Source organism: Pseudooceanicola sp. DL12, assembly GCF_056270665.1.
Window position 1 is genome coordinate 1,605,843 of the sequence record NZ_CM149884.1, and the last position, 20,954, is coordinate 1,626,796.

Here is a 20,954-nt window from a genome sequence, read left to right on the forward strand (position 1 = left end):
CGATGCCCCTGGTTGTGCGTTTTTGCAAGTGGCTGAAAAGGCCGGAATCCAACGTCGGTATTACGTCGGTATCGCGTCGGTAACACGTCGGTGCGGCGGCGCTTGCCGCATTGGCGCACCTTCGTGCGGTGAGGCACGGAGGTGCGCGACCTGCACGGATTTGCACGGGTCGCCCCGACCGTCAGACGGGCGGGGCCGCGTCAGGCGCGGGCGATGAGCTGATCGCCGGAGAGCCAGAAGGGCGCCAGGCAGAGCGGCGTATCCGAAAGCAGCAGCACGTCGGCATGGGGCGTGACGCCGATCACGTCCTGGACGAAGGCGCGGCGGCGGGCGCAGCGGGCCATCATCTCGGGGTGTTTCCCGGTCAGCTCGGCCTGCAGCGCGGCATCGGCGAAGGTGACGGCATCCTCGCAGTTGAGCGCCTGGCCCGCGGGCAGCGGCGTGGGGATCACGTCGACCTGGAAGGGCATGCCGGAGCGGATCACCTCGGTCGAGCCGGGGCGGATGGGGCTGTGGCTCCATTCGTCGTGGCCGGTGAGGTGCCCGGGGTTGAGCGTGGACTCGAGGCCGGCGCGGGCCAGGGTGGCGCGCACGGCGCTGTCGATCTCGCCGCCGGTGGCGCCGATGCGGGCGGTGTCGTACCAGGTGATCAGCCCCTCGAAATAGCCGAGCGCCTTGGCCAGGAAGGCCTCGTCGTGATCGGTGATCAGGCCGGCGCGGGCGCTGAGGCCGCCCCAGTAGGAGACCGCGCAGGAGACGCCGTCGCCCTTTGCGGGGAAGCGGGCGGTGGGGCTGCGCATGCCGTAGACGGTGCTGCCCGGCGCGGCGGTGGAGAACATCGGGTGACAGTTCATCGCGTCGCCCTGATAGCCCATGCGCCCGGCGGCGGTGAATTCGCTGTCGCCCAGGGTAAAGCCCGAGACCATGCCCCAGACGGCGCGGCTGGAGCGGGTGGCGGCCCATTCGGCCTCGGCGATCTGATCGGCGTCGACGATGGCGCGCAGCCCGTCCTGCGGGTTGTTCAGCACCCGGCCGGCATCGCTGAGCGCGGCGCTGCCGCCGAGGACACGGGCGAAGCAGTCGACCACGTAGGCGGGCAGGAAATAGGTGGGTTCGGGGCCGTCCCATTCCTCGGGTTCGAGGTATTTCCAGCCGATCAGCCCGGCGGTCTGGCCCGGCTTCAGGCCGCAGTCGCGCAGCACGGCGGTGAGGCTGGGGGCGAGGGTGCGGTCCTGGCCCATGAGCGAGAGCGACTGGCAGAGCACGGGGGAGACGCCGGGCAGGCGGGCGAGCTCGGCGTGGCTGACGCATTCGTTGCCGGTGAGGATCAGCCGTTCGCCGCCGCGCCCGAGCAGCAGGATCGCCTCTTCGAAGCGGGGATCGAAGCCGGTGAGAAAGCGGATGTTGGCGAAATGCTCGCGGTCGGAATAGACGGCGAGCCAGTCGGTGCCGGCGCGCGCCAGGGCCGCGTCGCAGCGGGCGGCGAAGGTCTCGGCGGGCAGCAGGGGCTGGGCGCCGAGGGGCTCGAAGGCGGGCGGTGCGGCGGGGCGGAGGGCAAGGGTCATTCGGGGTCTCTTCAGGATTGGGAGATCGGCAGGAAGCCGAGGTCGGAGGGGCGGAAGCTGACCGGCACGCGGGTGCCGGGCGCGAGGCCGGCGGTGCGGCCGTCATGGGAGAGCAGCAGGATTTCCTGGCCATCGTCGGCGCGCAGCACGATGCGGTCGCCGGTGCCGATGAAGGAGACATCCTCGACCGTGAGCTGACGGGTCAGCTCTCCGGGGGCGGCCTCGCCCAGGTGCAGGGCCTCGGGGCGGATCCAGGAGGTGGCGCGACCCTCGCGGACATGGGCCGCGGCATCGAATTGCGGCACCTCGCCGGGCACGTCGAGCGGGCTGCCGAGCAGCACCGGGCGGCCATCCTCGCAGGCGACCTCGATCAGGTTGTTGCCGCCGAGGAAGCTGGCCACGAAGCTGTTGGCGGGGCTTGCATATATCTCTCTCGGGGCGCCGACCTGGGCCAGGCGGCCATGTTCGAAGACCGCGATGCGGTCGGACATGGCATAGGCCTCCTCCTGGTCGTGGGTGACATAGAGGAAGGTGACGCCGGTCTGCTGGTGCAGGCGCTTCAGCTCGCGCTGCATGGTCTCGCGCAGCAGGCGGTCGAGGGCGGAGAGCGGCTCGTCGAGGAGCAGCATCCGCGGCCCGAAGGAGAGCGCGCGGGCCAGGGCCACGCGCTGCTGCTGGCCGCCGGAGAGGGCGCGGGGCTGACGCCGGGCATAGGCCTCGAGGCCGACCAGGGCGAGCATTTCCTCGACCCGGGCGCGGATCCGGGCCTTGTCCCATTTGCGCACCCGGAGCGGGAAGGCGATGTTGTCGATCACGCTCATGTGCGGAAAGAGCGCGTAGCCCTGGAAGACGAAGCCGAAATCGCGGTCTTCGGGCTCCATGTCGGTGATGTCCTCGGTGCCGAGGAAGATGCGGCCCTCGTCGGGCTGGGTGAAGCCCGCGACCGACATCAGCAGCGTCGTCTTGCCGGAGCCCGAGGGCCCCAGCAGCGTGACGAATTCGCCCTCCCGGACATCGAGCGAGATGTCCGAGAGTGCGCGCACCTTCCCGTAGGACTTGCCGAGGGTCTGGATGCTGAGGTCAGGCATGTCAGATCGCGTCGCGTGCCAGCGGCGAGGTGGAGCAGTGGATGCCGCCACCGCCGAGCTCGACGGCCTCGTAATCGACGGTGAGGACGTCGATGCCGGCGGCGTCCATGCGCTCGGCCAGGCGCGGGGTGCGCGAGGCGTGCATGATCACCCGGCCGGGCGCCACGGCGAGGCAGTTCAGCGAGAAGGCATTGTCCTCGGGCGGCAGTTCGATCAGGCGCATGCCGCGCTTCTCGAGGTACTCGATGAAGAAGTAGGGCAGCTCGTTGATGTTGATGATCGCGGTTTCCTCGTCGACCATCATGAAGCTGCCGTCGATGTGGATGCGGTAGCCGGGCATCGGCAGCTTGATCAGGTCCATGCCGACGGAGGCGAGGATCGATTCCACCTGGGCCACGCCCTCGGCGTTGCAGGCGACCGATTGCGCGCAGACCGCGGTCTTGTCGTCGATGATGGCAAAGCCGCCGCCCTCGAAGACGCCCTCGCCGTGCACGGTGCCGAGGATCGGGCAGCCGGCATTGGCCAGCGCGCGGGTGACGGGCAGCTCCTCGCCGCGGCGGACCTGGCGGGCGAGACGGGTGACGATGGCGCCGCCCTTGACCGAGATCACGCTGTCACGGCAGTAGACCTGCTTCATCGCGCCGGGCGCGGCCTTGTCGACCAGCACCACGTCGACGCCCTCGGCGCGCAGCAGCGCGGTGAGATCGTCGTGGGCCTTTTGCATCGCGGGCAGGTCGGGCAGGGTCTTGCCCATCCAGTACCAGCCGCTCTGCGGGTCGCCGTAGCCGCCGACCTCGGGCATCGGCACGTCACGCACCACGCCCAGTTCCTCGCCGGGGCGGTGCATCAGCACGGTGCGCAGGCGGCCGACGTCGGAGGTGCAGCCCCAGGGCTGACCCCAGACGCGGGTCTGTTCCTCGATGTCGGTGAAGCCCGGCTTGGGGTGCGAGCCGAAGGTCTGGAAGAACTTGGCTTCCTTGTATTCGTGTTCGCTCATCGCGGGGGTGTGAGCGGTGGCAGTTGCGGTCATGATCTTTCCTTTGTCTTGCAGGATCAGGGGGAGGTCGGGACCGGGCAGGCCGCCGCGGGGGCGGGCCCGTCCGGTCGGGATGGGGTCAGTTTTTCGGGTTCGGGGGGGCCGCGCGGCGGTCCCACCAGAGCATGCGGATCAGCAGCCCCACCACGGTGACGGCCAGCATCAGCGTGGCGATCGAGGCGATGGCGGGATCGACGTTGTCGTTGATCGAGGTCCAGATGCGGCGCGGCAGGGTGACGATGTTGCGGCTGGTGATGAAGAGGGTCACGGTGATCTCGTCCCAGGAGACGATGAAGCTGAGCACGGCGCTGGCGGCGAGGCCGGCGCGGATGTTGGGAAGGATCACGTGGCGCACGATGGTGCCCGGGCGGGCGCCGAGCGAGCGGCCGGCGCGCACCAGCTGGGGATCGAGGTTCGACAGGGCCGCGCTGATCGCCAGCACCGCCATGGGCATGGCGAGGGTCATGTGCACGATGGCGGTGCCCGCCCAGGTGTCGAGCAGCGAGAGGCTGGACCAGAGGCGCACCATGCCCACCGCATAGATGATCGGCGGCACGATCAGCGGCGAGAGCAGCAGCACCCGGATCAGCGAGGGCCAGCGGCCCGCGCGCAGCCAGGCGCCCATGCAGAAGGCCGCGGCCACCGCGGTGGTGAGCAGCGCGGTGATCAGCCCCAGCACCAGCGAGCTGAGGATCGAGGGGATCCAGCCGTCGCGCATGTCGAGCAGGCTCTCGAAATGCTGCAGCGACCAGGCGTCGCGCGGCATCGAGAGATAGGAGCGGTCGGTGAAGCCCACGGGGATCACCACCAGCATCGGCAGGAAGAGAAAGAGCAGCAGCCCCCAGGTGAGGACCTTCGGCACGATCCGTTCGAGATGTCGCATCACGGGTTTCATCGCTGGCTGCCCTCGAATGCGGCGCGCACGGCGCGGTGGCGCATGACCAGGGCGATCAGCAGGCCGATCACCACCAGCATGGCGGTGGAGAGCGCGGTTGCGACGCCCCAGTTGAGGGTCGAGGAGATCTGCACCGAGATGTATTCGGCGATCATCAGCACCTTGCCGGCGCCGAGCAGGGCGGGGGTGACCAGGAAGCCGAAGGAGAAGATGACGACGAAGAGCGTGGCCACGGCCAGGCCCGGCATCGAGAGCGGCAGCCAGACCTTTGAGAAGATCGTCCACTTGCGGGCGCCGAGCGACCGGGCGGCCTGGATCACGCGCTGGTCGATGTCCGACAGGTTGGCGTAGAGCAGCAGGATGGCGAAGGGCATCATGTAGTGCACCATGCCGATGATCACGCCGGGCCGGTTGTAGATCAGCGAGAGCGGCTGATCGATCACGCCGAGGCTGTCGAGGGTGGAGTTGAGCACGCCCTTGCGGCGCAGGATGGCGATCCAGGCGAAGGCGCGCACCAGCACGGAGATCCAGAAGGGGATCATCACCATGAACATGGCCAGGCGGCGCAGGCGGTCGCCCATCTGCACCAGCGAGAGCGCGATGATGTAGCTGAAGGTGACCGTGAGCACGGTGGTGGGCACCGTGACGGCGATGGTGGTGACGAGCACCCTGCGGATGGCCGGGTTGGTGGCGATCTCGACGTAGTTGCCGAAGCCCGGGGTGGGTTCGGTGAAGCTGAGGCCGAGCACCTGCAGGATGGGCAGGAGGTAGAAGGCGATGATCAGGGCGGCGGCGGGCACCGTCAGCCCGATCGCCCATCGGGTCAAACTGGACATGATGACTTGGGGGAGCGCTTGGAGGGCATGGGGTATTCCGGGGCTTTGGTGAGGTGCCGGCCCCCGGGAGCAGGGGGCCGGCGATCTCCGGACGTGATCCGCGGGGGGCAGATCAGCGGGAGATGAAGTCGAGGAAGCGGTTCTGCAGCTCGGCCTCGTTGTCGGCGTAGTACTGGGCCGAGACCATCAGCGCGGAGCCCATGTGATCGGGCGCCATCGGGTAGACGGCCAGGTCTTCCTCGGTCATCAGATCGAGGGCGGCGGGGTTCGACGGGCCGTTGCCCATCAGCCGCAGCAGGGTGATCTGCCCCTCGGGTTCGAGCGAGGCGTTGATGAAGTCGAAGACCGCCTCGCCGGCCGGGTTGCCCTTTGGCACGGACCAGGCGGAGGCGAAGATGAGCTGGTCGTTCCAGGTCCAGTCGATGTCGGGGTTGTCCTTGCGCAGCAGGTTGGCGCGGGTGTGCCAGAGGTTGCCCATGACCACCTCGCCCTCGCGCAGCAGCTGCTGCGACTGGGCGCCGGATTCCCAGAAGATCATCTCGTCGAGATAGGGCTCGAGCTTGGCGAAGGCGCGGTCGACGTCGAGGGGGTACATGTCCTCGGGCTTGACGCCATCGGCGATCAGCACGGCCTCGAGCTGTCCCTGGATCCACTTGCACATGGTGCGCTTGCCGGGGAACTTGTCGAAGTCGAAGAAATCGGCCCAGCTCTGGGGCGCGGCGTCGCCCACGGCGGTCTTGTCGTAGGTCAGCACGTTGGAGAAGGTGTAGTTGGCAACGCCGTAGTCGGAGGTCATGCCGGGGCCGACGCGGCTCTTGTCGACGATGGCATAGTCGATCGGTTCGACGAAGCCGCCGGCGCCGAGCACCGCCGCATCGGTCATGCCGCCGTCGGTGGCATCCCAGATCACGTTGCCGGCCTCGACCATGGCACGCACCGAGCCGGTGGAGGGGCCGGCGCCGTCGACGACGACCTTGATGCCGGTGGCCTCGGTGTAGGGATCGCCGTAGGCCTCGCGGAAGGCATCGATGGCGGCGCCGCCCCAGTTGCAGAGCACGATCTCCTGGGCGCCGGCGGCCCGGGCGCCGGTGGGCCGGACGGTGGCGGTGACGCCCATGGCGGCGAGGCCGGCGATGAATTCACGGCGGCCGATGCGGCCGGTGCGGAGTTTCTCCACCGCGATCTGGATGGCGTCCTGGCCGAATGTCTGTTTGCGCATTGCTGTCTTTCCCTGTTGTTTCTTGTTTGAGGTCCTGCCGCCCCCGGCAGCGGAGCGCCGGGCACGACCCTTCGTTCGCCCGGATGGGGGCGGTGCGACCGGGAGACCGGGCGCAGGTCATGCGGCGGCGCCGGGGCACCGCGGCATGCGCATCGCTGTCTGGCCGCAAGACCTCTCCGGCCGGTGCCTGCCATGCCTGGCGGGCCCGTTGCGGGGTGGGGGTGCTGCAGCTTGCGGATTTCGCGGGCGGATCAGTCGGCCACGAAGAAATCCGGGTTTGCCTTCTGGCAGTTCGCCATGTCCGAGGCCGCGTTGGACAGGTGCTCTCGCATCCTGTCGGCGGCCGCGGCAATGTCTCCTTTCTGAAGCAGGTCCACGACGGTCGCGTGATCGTCGAGGATGTCGCTCAGGTGCTTGGGGTTGGTGCCCATCAGGAACTGGATGCGCGTCATGTCGGCGGCGACATGCTGCCCCGCGCGCCAGACGTTGCCATACCCGAGGGCGGTCATCAGGCCGGAATGAAAGGCCTGATCGTTGCGGAAATGCTGGACGGTGGTGATTTCGCCCAGGCGCCGCTGCTGCCGGCGCAGGGAGATCTCCAGCTCGTCGAGGATGTCGTGGTCGAGGCGCTCTCGGGCGCGGGCCACGGCCTCGCTCTCGAGCGTGGTGCGCACGAAGACGGCCTGTCGCACGCGGTCTGTGGAAATCCGCGAGACCTTGGTGCCCGATTGCGGCGTCACCTCGACCAGCTCCTCGTCGACGAGCCGGCCGAAGGCCTCGCGCACGGGGGTGCGGCTGACCTCGAGCCACTTGCCCACCGAATGCTCGGAGATCTTCTCTCCGGGCTTCAGCTGGGTGGTGAGGATCGCCTCCCGCAGGGTCAGGTACACCCGCCCGGCGATGGTGTCGCGCCGCAGGCTTCCGGTTTCGATCGGGGTGAAAAGTGCATCTTGCATACCAGTATGCTTTCGTTCCCTGCGAGTCGTGTCAAGAGCGGGGGGCAGGGGGCGCGGACAAAATCCGCGCCAGTGCCTGCGCCATGCCCAAAGGGGTGGGCATGGCGGCATCATGAGGGGTGATCCGGACCCGCGGATGCGCCCAGAGCGGCGCATTTCCGGGCAGCGGTTCCACGGTGAAGGTATCGAGCCAGGCACAGCCGAGCCGGCCGCTGTCGAGGGCCTCGATCAGGTCGCCCGTCTCGACATGGCGGCCGCGGCCGGTGTTGACGAGATAGGCGCCGGGGGCGAGCCGGGCGAGCAGCGCGGCGTCGATGATCCCCTCGGTGCGGGGCGTGAGCGGCAGCAGGTTGACCAGGACATCGGCGCCGTCGAGGGCCTCGGCGAGCCGCGCATCGCCGAAACAGGTGACGCCCGGCAGGGTGCGCGGCGTGCGGTTCCAGCCGCGGGTGGTGAAGCCCGCCGCCGCCAGCCGCCTGGCCACATGGCTGCCGATCTCGCCCAGGCCGAGCACCGTGACGGTGACATCGGCGCGGGTGGCGCGGGTGATGCCATGGGGCTGCCATTGCCGCGCCTGCTGGGCGATCAGCCGGTCCTGGTCGCGCATCTGCCGGGCCATGGCGCAGAAGAGAACGTAATCGGCCATGCGCTCGGCCTGTCCGGTATCGACCATGCGCTGCACGCCGAGATGGGCCGGCACGCGGGGGTCGCGCTCGAGCGCATCGGTGCCGGCGCCGAAGCAGCAGAGCCAGCACAGGCCCTGCGGCAGGGCCTCGAGCGCAGGCGGGAGTGCCCAGGCGACGAGGGCATCCGCCGGCGGATATTCGGGCAGGCGTTCGTCACTTACGTCAATTAATTCAGCATCCTGTAAGGCAAGGCTGAAGTCGTGCATGAAGGGCGCCGAGGCCGCGAGGGGATCTGCGATGAGGATGCGCAAGGGGCCGGACCTCAGGCGAAGGCCATGTCGGCGAGACGGCGCAGCGCCTGCCATTCCAGCAGTGCCGAGCCATCGGGATCGGCATCGTACTGGGCGGCGGTGCGTTCGCGCACGGCCAGCTCGGGCAGCACCAGCTCGCGGCCGCTGGCCTGGGCCTGGAGCTGGATCCGACAGGCCATTTCCAGGTTGTACATCAGCGAGAAGGCCTCGCCGATGGTCCGCCCGGCGGTGAGCAGACCGTGGTTGCGCAGGATCATCGCGTTGTTGGTGCCCAGGTCCTCGACCAGGCGGACCTGTTCGTCGCGGTCGAGGGCGATGCCCTCGAAGCTGTGATAGGAGAGCCGGTCGTGGAAGAGCAGCGCGGTCTGGTTGAGCGGCAGCAGCCCCTCGGCCAGCGAGCTGACGGCGACGCCAGCGGGGGTATGGGTGTGCACGACGCAGGCGACCTCGGGGCGGGCCTCGTGGATGCAGGTGTGGATCACGACGCCGGCGGTATTGACCGGCACCTGCTGGCCGCGGACCTGGTGACCCTCGTGGTCGATCACCACGAGGCTGTCGGGCGTGACCTCGCGGAAGAGGTCGCCGTAGCGGTTGATGAGCAGGTGTTCGGGTTCACCGGGCAGGCGCGCCGAGACATGGGTGTGGATGAGATCGTCCATGCCGAAATGGGCAATCAGCCGGTAGACGGCCGCGAGATCGGAGCGGGTGGCCTGCTCTGTTTCGGTCATTTGGGTCTTCCTGTGAGTCTTGGGATACTTGTATGCCAGTTAGGAAATGACGCCGGGGCCGGTCAAGGGAAAGCTGTGCCGGGGAGGGATCTTTCGGCGCCGGCTGCCCGATCTGCGGGCAGTGGCGGGACAGGGAGAGGGATCGCGCCCCGGTCGGGCGCGGCCTCCGGCGGGGATATTTGGAACAAGAAAATGGGTGGGGCGTGGCGCGGGATCATCGAGGTGGTGCCCGTGAGGCGGTGCCACTGTGGCGGATCGATGGGGGCGGCGGTTTGGCGCCGGGGCTGGGGCCGGGGCTGGGGCCGGTGCGGGGCCGGTGCGATGGCGGTGCGGGAGCGGCGCCGGGCGTGCTGCAGGCGCAGCATTGAAAACACTGGGAAAAATCCACGTCCATTTCACCATGTCGGAAACACTCCGACGATACCAAAATTTCTTGCGGTGACTCTCCCTTAGCGCGAAGGTTGAGGCCGGAGGAACCACTGTCATGAAGATCACGCCGCAAGGTCGTGTCTTGCCCGGGATGATGCCGGGCGAGGACAGGATCGATTTGCCCGATGCAGCCCGGCCCGGGGACGGGCCGGAGACCGGTGCCACAACCGGGGCCGATGCCCTGGGGGGGGCCCTGTCGGGAGCCGTCCCGGGGGCTCCGGCGGAAGCGGCCGGCCGCGGCGGGCTGCGCACCATCAAGTCGGTGGAGCGGGCTCTCGACCTGCTGGAGATCCTGGCGGAGGAGCCGGACGGGCTGCCGCTGTCGATGCTGGCGGCGCGCAGCGGGCTGAACACCTCGACCTGTCACCACCTGGCGACGACGCTGGTGGCGCGGGGGTACCTGAGGAAGGTGGGGCGCAACCGGGGCTATATCCTGGGCACCAGGCTGCATGACCTGCACGAGCTCTCGGAGGGCGAGCGGGATCCGGCGGTCATGCTGCGCGAGCCGCTGGAGGCCCTGGGCCGGCGCCTGGGCCATGGCGTGCAGATGGCGGTGATGTCGGGCAGTTCGCTGCTGACCAAGCTGAGCTTTGCCGATCCCGAGGGGCGGCTGGCGGAGCCGGACGAGCTTGAGAAGATCGGGGCCGCCCATGCCACGGCCACCGGCAAGGCGATCCTGGCCTGGATCCCGGATACCGAGCTGGTGCGCTTCATCTCGGCCAACGGGCTGAACGCCTATACCGAGCGCACGATCACCTCGCTGAGCGGGCTGGTCGAGGAGCTGCGGCTGGTGCGGCGGCGCAAGCATTCGATCGACGACGAGGAATTCCGCGAGGGGGTCTTCTGTATCGGCGCCTCGCTGCGCGACGGCGCGGGGGCGGTGGTGGGGGCGATCTCGGTCTCGATCCCCAAGGCGATGGCCAGCGAGACCTATCGCGGGATGCTGACCGGCGAGATGATCAACGCCGGCCATGAATTTTCACGAAAACTCGAGACCGCGCAGCGGTCCGGGGCCTGACAGCAAACGGAGGAACAGCTCAATGGCACTGCCCGAAAACGTGACGACAGACCCGGATTTCCCGATCCCGGAAACCATGAAGGCCTGGGTGCTGGGCGATCCCGGCGAGCTGACGCTGGCCGAGAAGCCGGTGCCAGCGCCGAAGAAGGCGGAGGTGCTGGTGCGGATCGACGCGGTGGCGATCTGTGCCACCGACCTGGAGATCATCCACCACGGCCCGCCGGCGCAGATCCATGGCGGCGATCCGTTCAACAAGAACTTCACCCCCGGCCACGAGTACATGGGCACGGTGGTGGCGCTGGGACCGGGCGTGGATGAATACGCCATCGGCGAGCGGGTGACGGTGGAGATCCATGCGGGCTGCGGCCAGTGCAAGCGCTGCCGGCAGGGCATGTACACCTCGTGCCACAATTACGGCAAGAACTATGGCGACGTGGACAAGGGCCACCGCGCCAACGGGTTCACCACCGATGGCGGCTTTGCGGAATACGCGGTGAACAACATCAACACCCTGGTGCATGTGGCCGACAGCATGACCGACGAGGAGGCGACGCTGGTCGTCACCGCCGGGACCGCCATGTACGGGCTGACCGAGCTGGGCGGCCTGGTCGCGGGCGAGAGCGTCGTGGTCTCCGGCCCCGGGCCGATCGGCCTGCTGGGGGCGGCGGTGGCCAAGGCGCTCGGCGCGCAGCCGGTGATCCTGACCGGGACGCGCGACAACCGGCTGGAGATCGGCCGGCAGCTGGGCGCGGATCACGTGATCAACGTGCGCAACGAGGATGTCGTGGAGCGCGTGAAGGAGCTGAGCGGCGGCAAGGGCGTGGATTACGTGGTGGAATGCTCGGGCGCGCCGCAGGCGGTGAACGAGGCGGCGCAGATGCTGAACCGCGGCGGCAAGATCTGCCTGGCGGCGTTTCCGGGATCGAGCCCGGAGGTCGACGTGGCCTACCTGGTGCGCAACAACATCTACCTCTACGGCATCCGCGGCGAGGGCAAGACGGCCACCCACCGCGCCGAGGCCTTCATGCGGCAGAAGCGCTTCGACGCCACGCTGATCCACACCCACACCTTCGAGATGGAAGACCTGCAGGAGGCGCTTCGCTACGCCAAGGACCGGGTCGAGGATGCCATCAAGGTGGTGGTGAAGAACCGACACGCAGAGGCCGGCCGCCTGGCTGCCGAGTAGGGCCGCCGAGCAAGCCAGCCCCACGTGTAGTGCACGTGAAGCCCCACGAGACTCCCGGAGGAGAGAGACGAGCCATGCTGACCTATGACCACTATCACCGCCCGACGCGCCTCGCGGAGGCGCTGTCGCTCTGGGCCGAGGTGCCGGAGGGCAGCCGGCTCGTCTCGGGGGCGACGGACCTGTTTCCCTGGGCCCGGGATGGCCGGGCCGGGGATGTGCACCTGCCGGCGCTGATCGACCTGTCGAATGTCGCCGAGCTGAGCGGCCACGACTTTGCCAGGGGGCGCGTGCACCTGGGCGCCAATACCGTCTACCAGGATTTCCTGACCCAGCCGGCGCTGCGCCGGGCGCTGCCCTGCATGCCCTATGCGGCGATCTGGTTTGCCGACGACCAGATCCGCGAGGTGGCGACACTGGCCGGGAACCTCGTGAATGCCTCGCCGGTGGCCGATGGCACGCCGCCGGTGGTGGCGCTGAACGGCGAGATCGAGCTGGCGCGGCTGGAGGGCGGAGAGATCCGCCACCGCCGCATGCCGGTGATCGAGTTCATCCATGGCCCCGGCCGTACGCGGATCGAGAAGGGCGAGATCGTCACCCGGGTGAGCCTTGACTGCTGCCACGGCTATGGCGGTGCCTTCCAGAAGGTGGGGCAGCGGCGCTCGCTGGTGATCTCGGTCGCCTGTTGCGCGGCGCTGGTCAAGACCGACCCGGCAGGCGCCTATTTCGAGGACGTGCGGCTTGCCCTTGGCGGGGTGGGGCCGGGGCCGATGCGCCTCGGCGCGATCGAGACGATGCTGCGGGGCGAGAAGACCGGGAGCGATCTCATCGCGCGGGCCGCGGTGAGCGCGGCCGACATGGTCGCCTCGCGCTCGCGGCTGGAATACCGCCGCGAGGTGGTGGTGAATTTCGTCCGCGCGGCGCTGGAAGAGGCGCTGGAGAACCGCCCCGACCGCGAGAGCACCGAACATCTGGAGGAGATTGCAAATGTCTGACCTGACGCTGAACTGCGAGGTGAACGGGCGGAAGGTGAAGAAGACCATCCGCGCCGACAAGCGGCTGCTGGACATGCTGCGCGAGGATCTGAACCTGACGGGCACCAAGGAGGGCTGTGGCGCCGGCGAATGCGGCACCTGCAGCGTCTTCGTGGACGGCAAGCTGGTGAAATCCTGCCTGATGCCGGCGGCGCGGGCCGAGGGCGCGGTGATCGAGACCGTCGAGGGGCTGGCCGGCACCGGGCCGCTGACCCCGGTGCAGAAGGCCTTTCACAAGACCGGGGCGAGCCAGTGCGGCTATTGCATTCCGGGCATGGTGATGGCGGCGACGAACTGCCTGCGGCAGAACCCCGAGGCCGATATCGACGAGATCAAGGAACGCATGGGCGGCAATATCTGCCGCTGCACCGGCTATACCAAGATCCTGGAGGCGGTGGAGATCGCCCGCGACGTGATCGCGGGCCGGGCGGATCCGGCGACGCTGGACAACGACGATGCCCTGGGCACCAGCTTCATCGGCCACAACGTGCGCCGGATCGATGCGCCATCGAAGGTGACGGGGCGGCTGCGCTATGCCGCCGACATGCGGATGGTGGACATGCTGCAGATGCAGGTGCTGCGCAGCCCCCATGCCCATGCGCGGATCCTGTCGATCGACACCTCGGAGGCCGAGGCCATGGAGGGGGTGGAATGCGTGCTGACCGCCGCGGACGTGCCGGGCACCGACGGTTTCGGCGTCTTCGTGCATGACCAGCCGGTGATGGCGCGCGGCAAGGTGCGCCATGTCGGCGAGGCGGTGGCCTGCGTGGCGGCCGAGGACCTGGTGACGGCGCGGCGGGCGGTGAACGCCATCCGGGTGGAATACGAGGTGCTGCCGGGGATCTATCACCCGGAGGATGCCCTGAAGGAGGGCGCGCCGGTGATCCACGATCATGCCGGCGACAACCTGGTGAAGCATATCCCGCTGCGCAAGGGCGACCCGGAGAAGGGCTTTGCCGAGGCGGACCTGATCCTGGAGGACGAATTCTCGACCCAGCAGGTGGAACATGCCTACCTGGAGCCCGAGGCCGGGGTGGCCTTTGTCGATCATGACGACGTGGTGACGGTGCACAGCCCCAGCCAGAACATCACCCATCACCGCCACATGCTGGCCGATATCCTCGGCCTGCCGATCCACAAGGTGCGCATGGTGATGTCGCCGGTGGGCGGCGGGTTCGGCGGCAAGGAGGACATGATCTATCAGGGGATGCTGGCGCTGGCGGCGATCCACACCCGGCGGCCGGTGCAGCTGAACTTTACCCGCGAGGAGAGCCTTGTCGCCTCGGCCAAGCGGCATCCGAGCCGGGTGAAATACCGCATGGGGCTGAAGTGGAACGGGCGGATCACGGCGGTGAAGTTCGACATGCTGTCGGACGGCGGCGCCTATGGCATGAGCTCCGAGGGGGTGATGCGCAAGGCGGCGATCCTGTCCTGCGGCCCCTACGAGGTGGACAACCTGCAGGTGGACACGCGCTGTGTCTATACCAACAACACGCCCTCGGGGGCCTTTCGGACATTTGGCGGGATGCAGGCGCAGTTTGCCACCGAGAGCATGATGGACATGGCGGCGGAGGCGCTGGGCCTCGATCCCTTCGAGATCCGCCGGGTGAACATGTACCGCGAGGGCTCGCTGACCCACACCCAGCACCGGCTGGACCGGGCCTCGCTCGACCTGGTGCTGGCGGCGGCGGAACGCGCCAGCCGCTGGGAGCCGGGGGTGCCCGAGATGCGCGGCCCGACGCGCGGCGACATGGGCGGGCCGGATACCCGCAAGCCCTGCACCCTGGGCGCGCGGATCCTGGCCGAGACGGGCGGTGCCCGTGCGGCGCAGGCGAGACAAACGCCCACACCGGCGCCCACACCAACGGAGGCAGCAGAATGAACGTGATGAGCGATCCGCAGACGGCGCCCGCGGGCGCGCGGCACAAGCGCGGCCGGGGCATGGCCGCGAGCTGGTACGGGATTGCCCGCACCGCCACCATCGACCGTGCCGGCGCCTGGGCCGAGCTGGACGACGGTGGCACGGTGAAGGTGGTGACCGGGGTGACGGAGATCGGCGAGGGCATCCTGACGGTGCTGGCGCAGGTGGCGGCAGAGGAGACCGGCACCCGCCCCGAGGAGGTGACCATCGGCGACAACGACACCGCGCGCTCGCCCGAGGCGGCCCATGCCGGGGCGACGCGGCAGACCTACATGATCGGCAATTCGGTGGCGCTGGCCGCGCGGGAGGCGCGCAAGGTGCTGTTCGAGCAGATCGCGGCGCACTGGGGGGTGCCGGTGGGCGACCTGCGCGCCTTCAACGGCGAGCTCTGGGCCGAGAACACCAACAAGCGCATGTCGATGTCGGACGCGGTGGCGATCTGCAAGGCGCGCGGCGTGGTGCCGGTGGGCTCGGCGAGCTTTACCGCCCATGGCACCGGCCTTGATCCGGTGGATGGCAAGGGCAGCCCCTGGCAGACCTATGTCTTTGGCACCCAGGTGGCCGAGGTCGAGGTGGATACCTGGACCGGCGAGGTGCAGGTGCTGGGCATCTGGGCCGCCCATGACGTGGGCCGCGCGATCAACCCGCGCGGCGTCGAGGGCCAGATCGAGGGTGGCGTGGTGCAGGGCCTGGGCCAGGCGCTGATGGAGGAATACATCACCGTCGACGGCCATGCCACGACCCACGGCTTTGCCAAGTACATCCTGCCGACATCGCTGGACGTGCCGCAGATCAACTGCGTCATCGTGGAGGACGAGGACCCCACCAGCCCGCTGCGCGCCAAGGGGATCGGCGAGCCGGCCCTGGTGCCGACGGCGCCGGCGATCACCAATGCCATCTACGACGCCATCGGGGTGCGGATCAAATCGCTGCCCGCGACGCCGGAGAAGATCCTGAAGGCGCTGCGCGAGCACCAGCCGGACAGGGAAATGATCAAGAGGCACAACCGGGAGGAACGTGCCCGCATGCAGGGAAGGAAGGAAACCACCTGAGCAATTGAAGAGGGGCGCATCCGGAGGAGGAGACCGGCGGCGACCTGACAACTTAGCCAAAAGGGAGGAAAAGACATGACGATCAGAACGGTGATGCCGGGAGCCCTGGGCCGCCTGGCCACGAGGGGAGTGAAGGCGGGAGTGAAGGCGGGAGTGCTGGCCGGGGTGCTGGCCGGGATGCTGGCGCTGGGCGCGCCGGCGGCGCAGGCCGCCTATCCCGAACGCCCGGTGGAGATGACGGTGCTGTTCGGCGGCACGGCCAATACCATCGCACAGATGCTGAGCGAGCTGATGTCGGACCAGCTGGGCAATCCGGTGGTGCCGGTGAGCCGGCCGGGCGGCGGCGGCGCGGTGGGCTATTCCCACGTCGAGAGCAGCGATGCCGATGGCTATTCCATCGTGTGGAACTCGAACTCGATCAATACCGCGACCCATACCGGGCGGGTGCCCTTCGACTATACCGCCTTTACCCCCATCGCGCGGGTCTCGGTGGAGACACCGGCCCTGGCGGTGAATGCCGCGACCGGCTGGAGCAGCCTCGACGACCTGAAGGCCGCCGCGATGGAGGCGGATCACCCGCTGCGCGTGGGGATTTCCGGCAAGGGCAGCTTTACCCATCTCGCCTCGGCGGCGCTGTTCGATGCCATGGGGATCGGGGACAAGGTGAACTATATCGCCTATGGCGACGGCAAGGCCCCGGTGGAGCTGATGGCCGGGCGCATCGACGCGGCGATCCAGTGGCCGGGTCAGTTCAAGTCCTACATGGAGACCGGCGACCTGGCGGTGCTGGCGGTGACGGGGGCCGATCGCATCGACGTGCTGCCCGAGGTGAAGACCGCGCAGGAGCAGGGCGTGGACGTGGACATCACCATGTGGCGCGGCCTTGCGGGGCCGGCGGGCATGTCGCCGGAGGTGGTCGGGAAGCTGGCCACCGCGGTGCAGGCCGCCACCGAGAGCGAGGAGTTCCTGGGCGCGGCGGAGAACGTCGGCTTTACCCCGGCCTACATGGGCCCGGAGGAGTTCGGCGCGCTGATCGCCAGCGATGATGCCTTCTATGCCCAGCTGCTCGACCAGCTGGGCATGGCGAGGAAGTGAGCCGGGGGGAGGGACGAACCATGACCGATCGACGCAAGGACATGGTGCTGGCACTGATCCTGATGGGTGTCGGCATCGCCTGGACCTGGGCCATATGGGTCACCGTCCCTCCCGCCTTCGATCCCGGTACGGTGGGGCCGCGCGCCTTTCCGCTGGCCTTCGGGGTGATCCTCGTCGGGCTGTCGGGGCTGCTGCTCTATCATTCCGCGACACGTGACACCGACAACAGCGGGATGACCGCCCCCTCGGGGGACGAGATCCCGGAAAGCCGCAAGATCCAGTGGATCCCTGCCGCGCTGGTGCTGATCGAGGTCTGCGCCTACGGCTTCCTGCTGGAAAAGATCGGCTTTCTGCTGGCGACCCCGCTGGTCGTGCTGAGCGTGATGATCGTCAATCTGCGTATCCGCAAGCCGCGCCTGCTGGCCGGGATGACGCTCGGGCTGACCATCGGCTGCTGGCTGATCTTCGAGAAGCTCATGGGCATCTACCTGGCCTCCGGCAGCTGGATCAATCTGGGATAGGATGACATGGACCTCTTTCTGCAAGCCGCAAGCCTTGCCCTGACACCCTGGGCCATCGGGGCCGTGGGCCTGGGCACGCTGGTGGGGCTGATCTTCGGATCGATCCCCGGGCTGACCTTTACCGTGGCGCTGGCGCTGGCGCTGCCGATCACCTTCTCGATGGACAGCGTGCCCGCCACGGGGCTGCTGCTGGGCACCTATATCGGCGGCATGACGGGGGGCTCGGTCTCGGCGATCCTGCTGGGCATCCCGGGCACGCCCTCGGCCGCTGCCACCGTGCTGGACGGCTATCCGATGACCCAGAACGGCAAGGCCTCCATCGCGCTGGGCACGGCGGTGATCACCTCGGTCTTCGGCGGGTTGTTCTCGCTGATCATCATGATGGTCTCGGTGAACCTGGTGTCGAAACTGGCCATCGGCTTCGGCCCGGCCGAGATCTTTGCCCTGGTGCTCTTCGGGATGTCGACGATCTGCGGCCTCTGCGGGGGCTCGATGATCAAGGGGCTGATCTCGGGGGTGCTGGGCCTGATGATCATGACCGTGGGCCTCGACCAGATCGAGGGCGTGCCGCGGATGACCTTCGGCTCGGTGAACATGCTGCAGGGCGTCAGCCTGCTGGTGGCGATGATCGGCCTCTTCGCGGTGCCCTTCATCATCGAGGCCTGCAGCGGCCACATGGAGACCAGGGCCAACCGGGTGTCGCGGGTGCGGGCCGAGCTGCCCAGCCTGAGGATGCTGTTCGGCCGCAGCTGGCTGATGCTGCGCTGCGCGGCGATGGGCACGGGGATCGGTGCGATCCCGGGGACGGGCGGCGCCATCGCCTCCTTCCTGGCCTATGACCACGCCCGGCGCACCTCGAAGGACAAGGCCAGCTTCGGCAAGGGCAACATCGACGGCGTCATCGCCCCGGAGACCGCAAACAACGCGGTGACCGGCGGCACGCTGATCCCGCTGCTGTCGCTGGGCATCCCGGGCGATCCGGCCACGGCCATCGTGCTGGCCGGGCTGATGGTGCACGGGATCATGCCGGGGCCGGCGCTGTTCATGAACCATGCCGGCGAGGTCTATGGCATGTATGTGGCGGTGGTGATCGCCTATGTCTGGGTTCTTGCGCTGCAGCTGGCGGGCATCCGCCTCTTCGTGCACGTGCTGAAGATCCCGCGCGAGCTGCTCTCGGTCGCGGTGCTGGTGCTCTGTGCCATCGGGGCCTACTCGATCCGCAACTCGGCCTTTGACATCTACGCCATGGGCGTGATCGGGGTGCTGGCCTACGTGCTGATCTCGCTGCGGGTGCCGCTGACGCCGATCATCCTAGGCATGGTGCTCGGCCCGACCATGGAGAACGAGTTCCGCACCGCGATGATGCTGTCGGACGGCAGCCCCTCCATCTTCTTCCATTCCCCCATAGCCCTGGTTTTCCTCGGGCTGGCCGTGGTGGTGATTGCCCTGCAGGCGATCAGCGAGCTGCGGCTGAGGAAATCCTCCCAACAGAAGGTCAATGCATGATGCTCGACAAGAACAGACAGGCCGCCCCCGGCGAAGACGTCATCCGCACCCGCGCCATACGCCTGGCGGTGCAGCCCTTCGAGGAGGTCTACGCCGGCCAGGAGACGGTGGAGATGACGCTCTCGGAGGCGCTGATCACCGGGTTGCTGAAACAGGGGGTGCGGACCTGGTTCGCGATCTTCGGACATGGCTCGACCGACCTGGGCGAGGTGCTGCGCATCTACCAGGAGGAGGGCGTGCTCGACGTCATCAACTGTCGCAACGAGGTGGAGATGGCCCATGCCGCCACCGCCCATGCCTGGCTGACGGGACGGACGCCGGCGGTGGTCACCTCGATCGGGCCCGGCGGGCTGCAGGCCATGGCGGGGTCGCTGGCCGCGGCCTCGAACGGGGTGGGCGTGTACCACGTCTATGGCGACGAGACGACGCGGGGCGAGGGCTACAACATGCAGCAGATCCCCAAGCCGCAGCAGGGGCTCTTTGGCCAGATGGGCGCGCTGATGGGGCAGAGCTATGTGCTGCACACGCCCGAGGCGCTGCGCGAATGCATGCGCCGGGGCACGGCCTGCGTGCATCATCCCTACAAGGCCGGGCCGTTCTACATCCTGGCGCCGATCAACACCCAGCCGCAGGTGACCACGGTGAACCTGCAGACGCTGCCGGGGCGGCAGGTGGTGCCGGCGGTGGTGCCGGCGCCGGGAGCGGCGCTTGACGCGGCGGTCGCGCTGCTGCGCGGCCCGGCGCGGATCGTGATCAAGGCCGGCGGCGGCACCCGGGCCCATGCCGAGGCGGTGCGCCGGCTGGCCTGCCGGATCGGCGCGCCGGTGGTGCTCTCGCCGGGCTCGACCGGGGTGATGCCGGACGCCCATGTGCAGAACATGCATGTCGGCGGCTCGAAGGGGTCGATCAGCGGCAATCATGCCATGGAGGAGGCCGAGGCGGTGATCTTCATCGGCTCGCGCGGGGTCTGCCAGGCCGATTGCTCGGGCATCGGATACCCGAAGGCCGAGGCGGTACTGAACATCAACGGCGACCTGGACGACCTGCAGCATTATGCCCGCACCACGGCGTTGCCCGGCGACATCACCGCGGTGATCGACAGGCTGCTGGCGGCGCTGGGCGAGGAGACCGGGCGCGAGGGCCGGACCGAGTGGCTTCGGGCCTGCGAGGCGAAGAAGGCCGAATGGACGGCCTTCAAGGCCGCGCGCACCGGGGGCGCGCCGCTGATGGACGAGGTCTGGCGCCAGCCGGTGCTGACCCAGCCGGCGGCGATCCATACGGTGGCGGATTTTGCAAAGGCGCGCGGCGCGGTGAAGTTCTTTGACGCCGGCGACGTGCAGGCCAACGGGTTTCAGATCGTCGAGGACGACGCGCCGAACCAGTCGATCACCGAGACCGGGGCCTCCTACATGGGCTTTGCCGCCTCGGCTCTGCTGGGCCTCGCGGGGATGCGCAGGGCACCCTATGGCGTCGCCTTTACCGGCGACGGCTCCTTCATGATGAACCCGCAGATCCTGATCGACGCGGTCGAGCACGGGGTGCGCGGCATGGTGGCGCTGTTCGACAACCGGCGGATGGCGGCGATCACCGACCTGCAGCTGAACCAGTACGGGCAGGCGTTCCGCACCAACGACTCGGTGGCGGTGGATTACGTCGCCATGGCCGGCGCGGTGAGCGGGGTGAAGGCGCTCTGGGCCGGGACCACGCGCGAGAGCCTGACCGCGGCGCTTGAGGAGGGCTTTGCCCATCCCGGGCTGAGCCTGCTGCATATCCCCGTCTATGCCGGCCGCGACCCGCTGGGCGGCATGGGAGCCTATGGCAGCTGGAACGTCGGCAACTGGGTCGAGGACGTGCAGGACAGGTACCTGCAGGCCCGGATCTGAGGCGCCCGATTTGAGCGCGCATCGCAGCGCGCGGGACAAATTCCGCGACTGA

The 20,954-nt window shown here is 68.6% G+C and carries 18 protein-coding genes; 9 read left to right on the forward strand and 9 right to left on the reverse strand.

Translation table 11 applies throughout. The features are described 5' to 3' along the window. Nucleotides 1–200 precede the first annotated feature (200 nt). The 9 genes from AC0WR5_RS07540 to AC0WR5_RS07580 all read right to left on the reverse strand — a co-directional run bounded on the left by AC0WR5_RS07540 (nucleotide 201) and on the right by AC0WR5_RS07580 (nucleotide 9,299). Nucleotides 201–1,565 carry a hypothetical protein gene (locus tag AC0WR5_RS07540; protein ID WP_475867931.1) on the reverse strand — a complete coding sequence of 455 codons (1,365 nt, stop codon included), beginning with the start codon at nucleotides 1,563–1,565 and terminating at the stop codon, nucleotides 201–203. A gap of 11 nt (nucleotides 1,566–1,576) precedes the next feature. After that, nucleotides 1,577–2,653, reverse strand: a complete 1,077-nt coding sequence (locus tag AC0WR5_RS07545; RefSeq protein WP_475867932.1) for an ABC transporter ATP-binding protein — start codon at nucleotides 2,651–2,653, stop codon at nucleotides 1,577–1,579. A 1-nt stretch (nucleotide 2,654) separates the two neighbouring features. Further along, nucleotides 2,655–3,683 (reverse strand): dimethylarginine dimethylaminohydrolase family protein, encoded by a 1,029-nt coding sequence (locus AC0WR5_RS07550; RefSeq protein WP_475867933.1) that lies wholly within the window; start codon nucleotides 3,681–3,683, stop codon nucleotides 2,655–2,657. 85 nt (nucleotides 3,684–3,768) lie between these two features. Continuing rightward, on the reverse strand, nucleotides 3,769–4,572 hold the full coding sequence (locus AC0WR5_RS07555) for an ABC transporter permease (protein ID WP_475867934.1): 804 nt from the start codon (nucleotides 4,570–4,572) through the stop codon (nucleotides 3,769–3,771). A gap of 8 nt (nucleotides 4,573–4,580) precedes the next feature. Continuing rightward, nucleotides 4,581–5,420, reverse strand: a complete 840-nt coding sequence (locus tag AC0WR5_RS07560; RefSeq protein ID WP_475867935.1) for an ABC transporter permease — start codon at nucleotides 5,418–5,420, stop codon at nucleotides 4,581–4,583. A 112-nt stretch (nucleotides 5,421–5,532) separates the two neighbouring features. Beyond that, nucleotides 5,533–6,639 carry an ABC transporter substrate-binding protein gene (locus AC0WR5_RS07565; protein ID WP_475867936.1) on the reverse strand — a complete coding sequence of 369 codons (1,107 nt, stop codon included), beginning with the start codon at nucleotides 6,637–6,639 and terminating at the stop codon, nucleotides 5,533–5,535. A gap of 251 nt (nucleotides 6,640–6,890) precedes the next feature. Then, nucleotides 6,891–7,595 (reverse strand): GntR family transcriptional regulator, encoded by a 705-nt coding sequence (locus tag AC0WR5_RS07570; RefSeq protein ID WP_475867937.1) that lies wholly within the window; start codon nucleotides 7,593–7,595, stop codon nucleotides 6,891–6,893. Nucleotides 7,596–7,626: 31 nt separating this feature from the next. Further along, nucleotides 7,627–8,532 carry an NAD(P)-dependent oxidoreductase gene (locus AC0WR5_RS07575; protein ID WP_475867938.1) on the reverse strand — a complete coding sequence of 302 codons (906 nt, stop codon included), beginning with the start codon at nucleotides 8,530–8,532 and terminating at the stop codon, nucleotides 7,627–7,629. 11 nt (nucleotides 8,533–8,543) lie between these two features. After that, complete coding sequence (locus tag AC0WR5_RS07580) at nucleotides 8,544–9,299, reverse strand: class II aldolase/adducin family protein (protein WP_475868935.1); 756 nt, start codon at nucleotides 9,297–9,299, stop codon at nucleotides 8,544–8,546. A 445-nt stretch (nucleotides 9,300–9,744) separates the two neighbouring features. Here AC0WR5_RS07580 and AC0WR5_RS07585 point away from each other — a divergent pair, with 445 nt between their 5' ends. From AC0WR5_RS07585 to AC0WR5_RS07625, 9 genes are all read left to right on the forward strand, one after another. After that, nucleotides 9,745–10,707 (forward strand): IclR family transcriptional regulator, encoded by a 963-nt coding sequence (locus AC0WR5_RS07585; RefSeq protein ID WP_475867939.1) that lies wholly within the window; start codon nucleotides 9,745–9,747, stop codon nucleotides 10,705–10,707. A 22-nt stretch (nucleotides 10,708–10,729) separates the two neighbouring features. Continuing rightward, nucleotides 10,730–11,893 carry a zinc-dependent alcohol dehydrogenase gene (locus tag AC0WR5_RS07590; RefSeq protein WP_475867940.1) on the forward strand — a complete coding sequence of 388 codons (1,164 nt, stop codon included), beginning with the start codon at nucleotides 10,730–10,732 and terminating at the stop codon, nucleotides 11,891–11,893. Nucleotides 11,894–11,967: 74 nt separating this feature from the next. Further along, nucleotides 11,968–12,885, forward strand: coding sequence for an FAD binding domain-containing protein (locus AC0WR5_RS07595; protein WP_475867941.1), 918 nt, complete (start codon nucleotides 11,968–11,970; stop codon nucleotides 12,883–12,885). Next, nucleotides 12,878–14,806 carry a molybdopterin-dependent oxidoreductase gene (locus tag AC0WR5_RS07600; protein WP_475867942.1) on the forward strand — a complete coding sequence of 643 codons (1,929 nt, stop codon included), beginning with the start codon at nucleotides 12,878–12,880 and terminating at the stop codon, nucleotides 14,804–14,806. The genes AC0WR5_RS07595 and AC0WR5_RS07600 overlap by 8 nt, the downstream gene beginning before the upstream one ends. Further along, nucleotides 14,803–15,897 carry a xanthine dehydrogenase family protein molybdopterin-binding subunit gene (locus tag AC0WR5_RS07605; protein WP_475867943.1) on the forward strand — a complete coding sequence of 365 codons (1,095 nt, stop codon included), beginning with the start codon at nucleotides 14,803–14,805 and terminating at the stop codon, nucleotides 15,895–15,897. The genes AC0WR5_RS07600 and AC0WR5_RS07605 overlap by 4 nt, the downstream gene beginning before the upstream one ends. A 75-nt stretch (nucleotides 15,898–15,972) precedes the next feature. Further along, nucleotides 15,973–16,992, forward strand: coding sequence for a Bug family tripartite tricarboxylate transporter substrate binding protein (locus tag AC0WR5_RS07610; RefSeq protein WP_475867944.1), 1,020 nt, complete (start codon nucleotides 15,973–15,975; stop codon nucleotides 16,990–16,992). A gap of 20 nt (nucleotides 16,993–17,012) precedes the next feature. Beyond that, nucleotides 17,013–17,513, forward strand: a complete 501-nt coding sequence (locus AC0WR5_RS07615; protein WP_475867945.1) for a tripartite tricarboxylate transporter TctB family protein — start codon at nucleotides 17,013–17,015, stop codon at nucleotides 17,511–17,513. Nucleotides 17,514–17,519: 6 nt separating this feature from the next. Beyond that, complete coding sequence (locus AC0WR5_RS07620) at nucleotides 17,520–19,019, forward strand: tripartite tricarboxylate transporter permease (RefSeq protein ID WP_475867946.1); 1,500 nt, start codon at nucleotides 17,520–17,522, stop codon at nucleotides 19,017–19,019. Beyond that, nucleotides 19,016–20,902 carry a thiamine pyrophosphate-dependent enzyme gene (locus tag AC0WR5_RS07625; protein ID WP_475867947.1) on the forward strand — a complete coding sequence of 629 codons (1,887 nt, stop codon included), beginning with the start codon at nucleotides 19,016–19,018 and terminating at the stop codon, nucleotides 20,900–20,902. Before AC0WR5_RS07620 ends, AC0WR5_RS07625 begins: the two co-directional genes overlap by 4 nt. Nucleotides 20,903–20,954 lie beyond the last annotated feature (52 nt).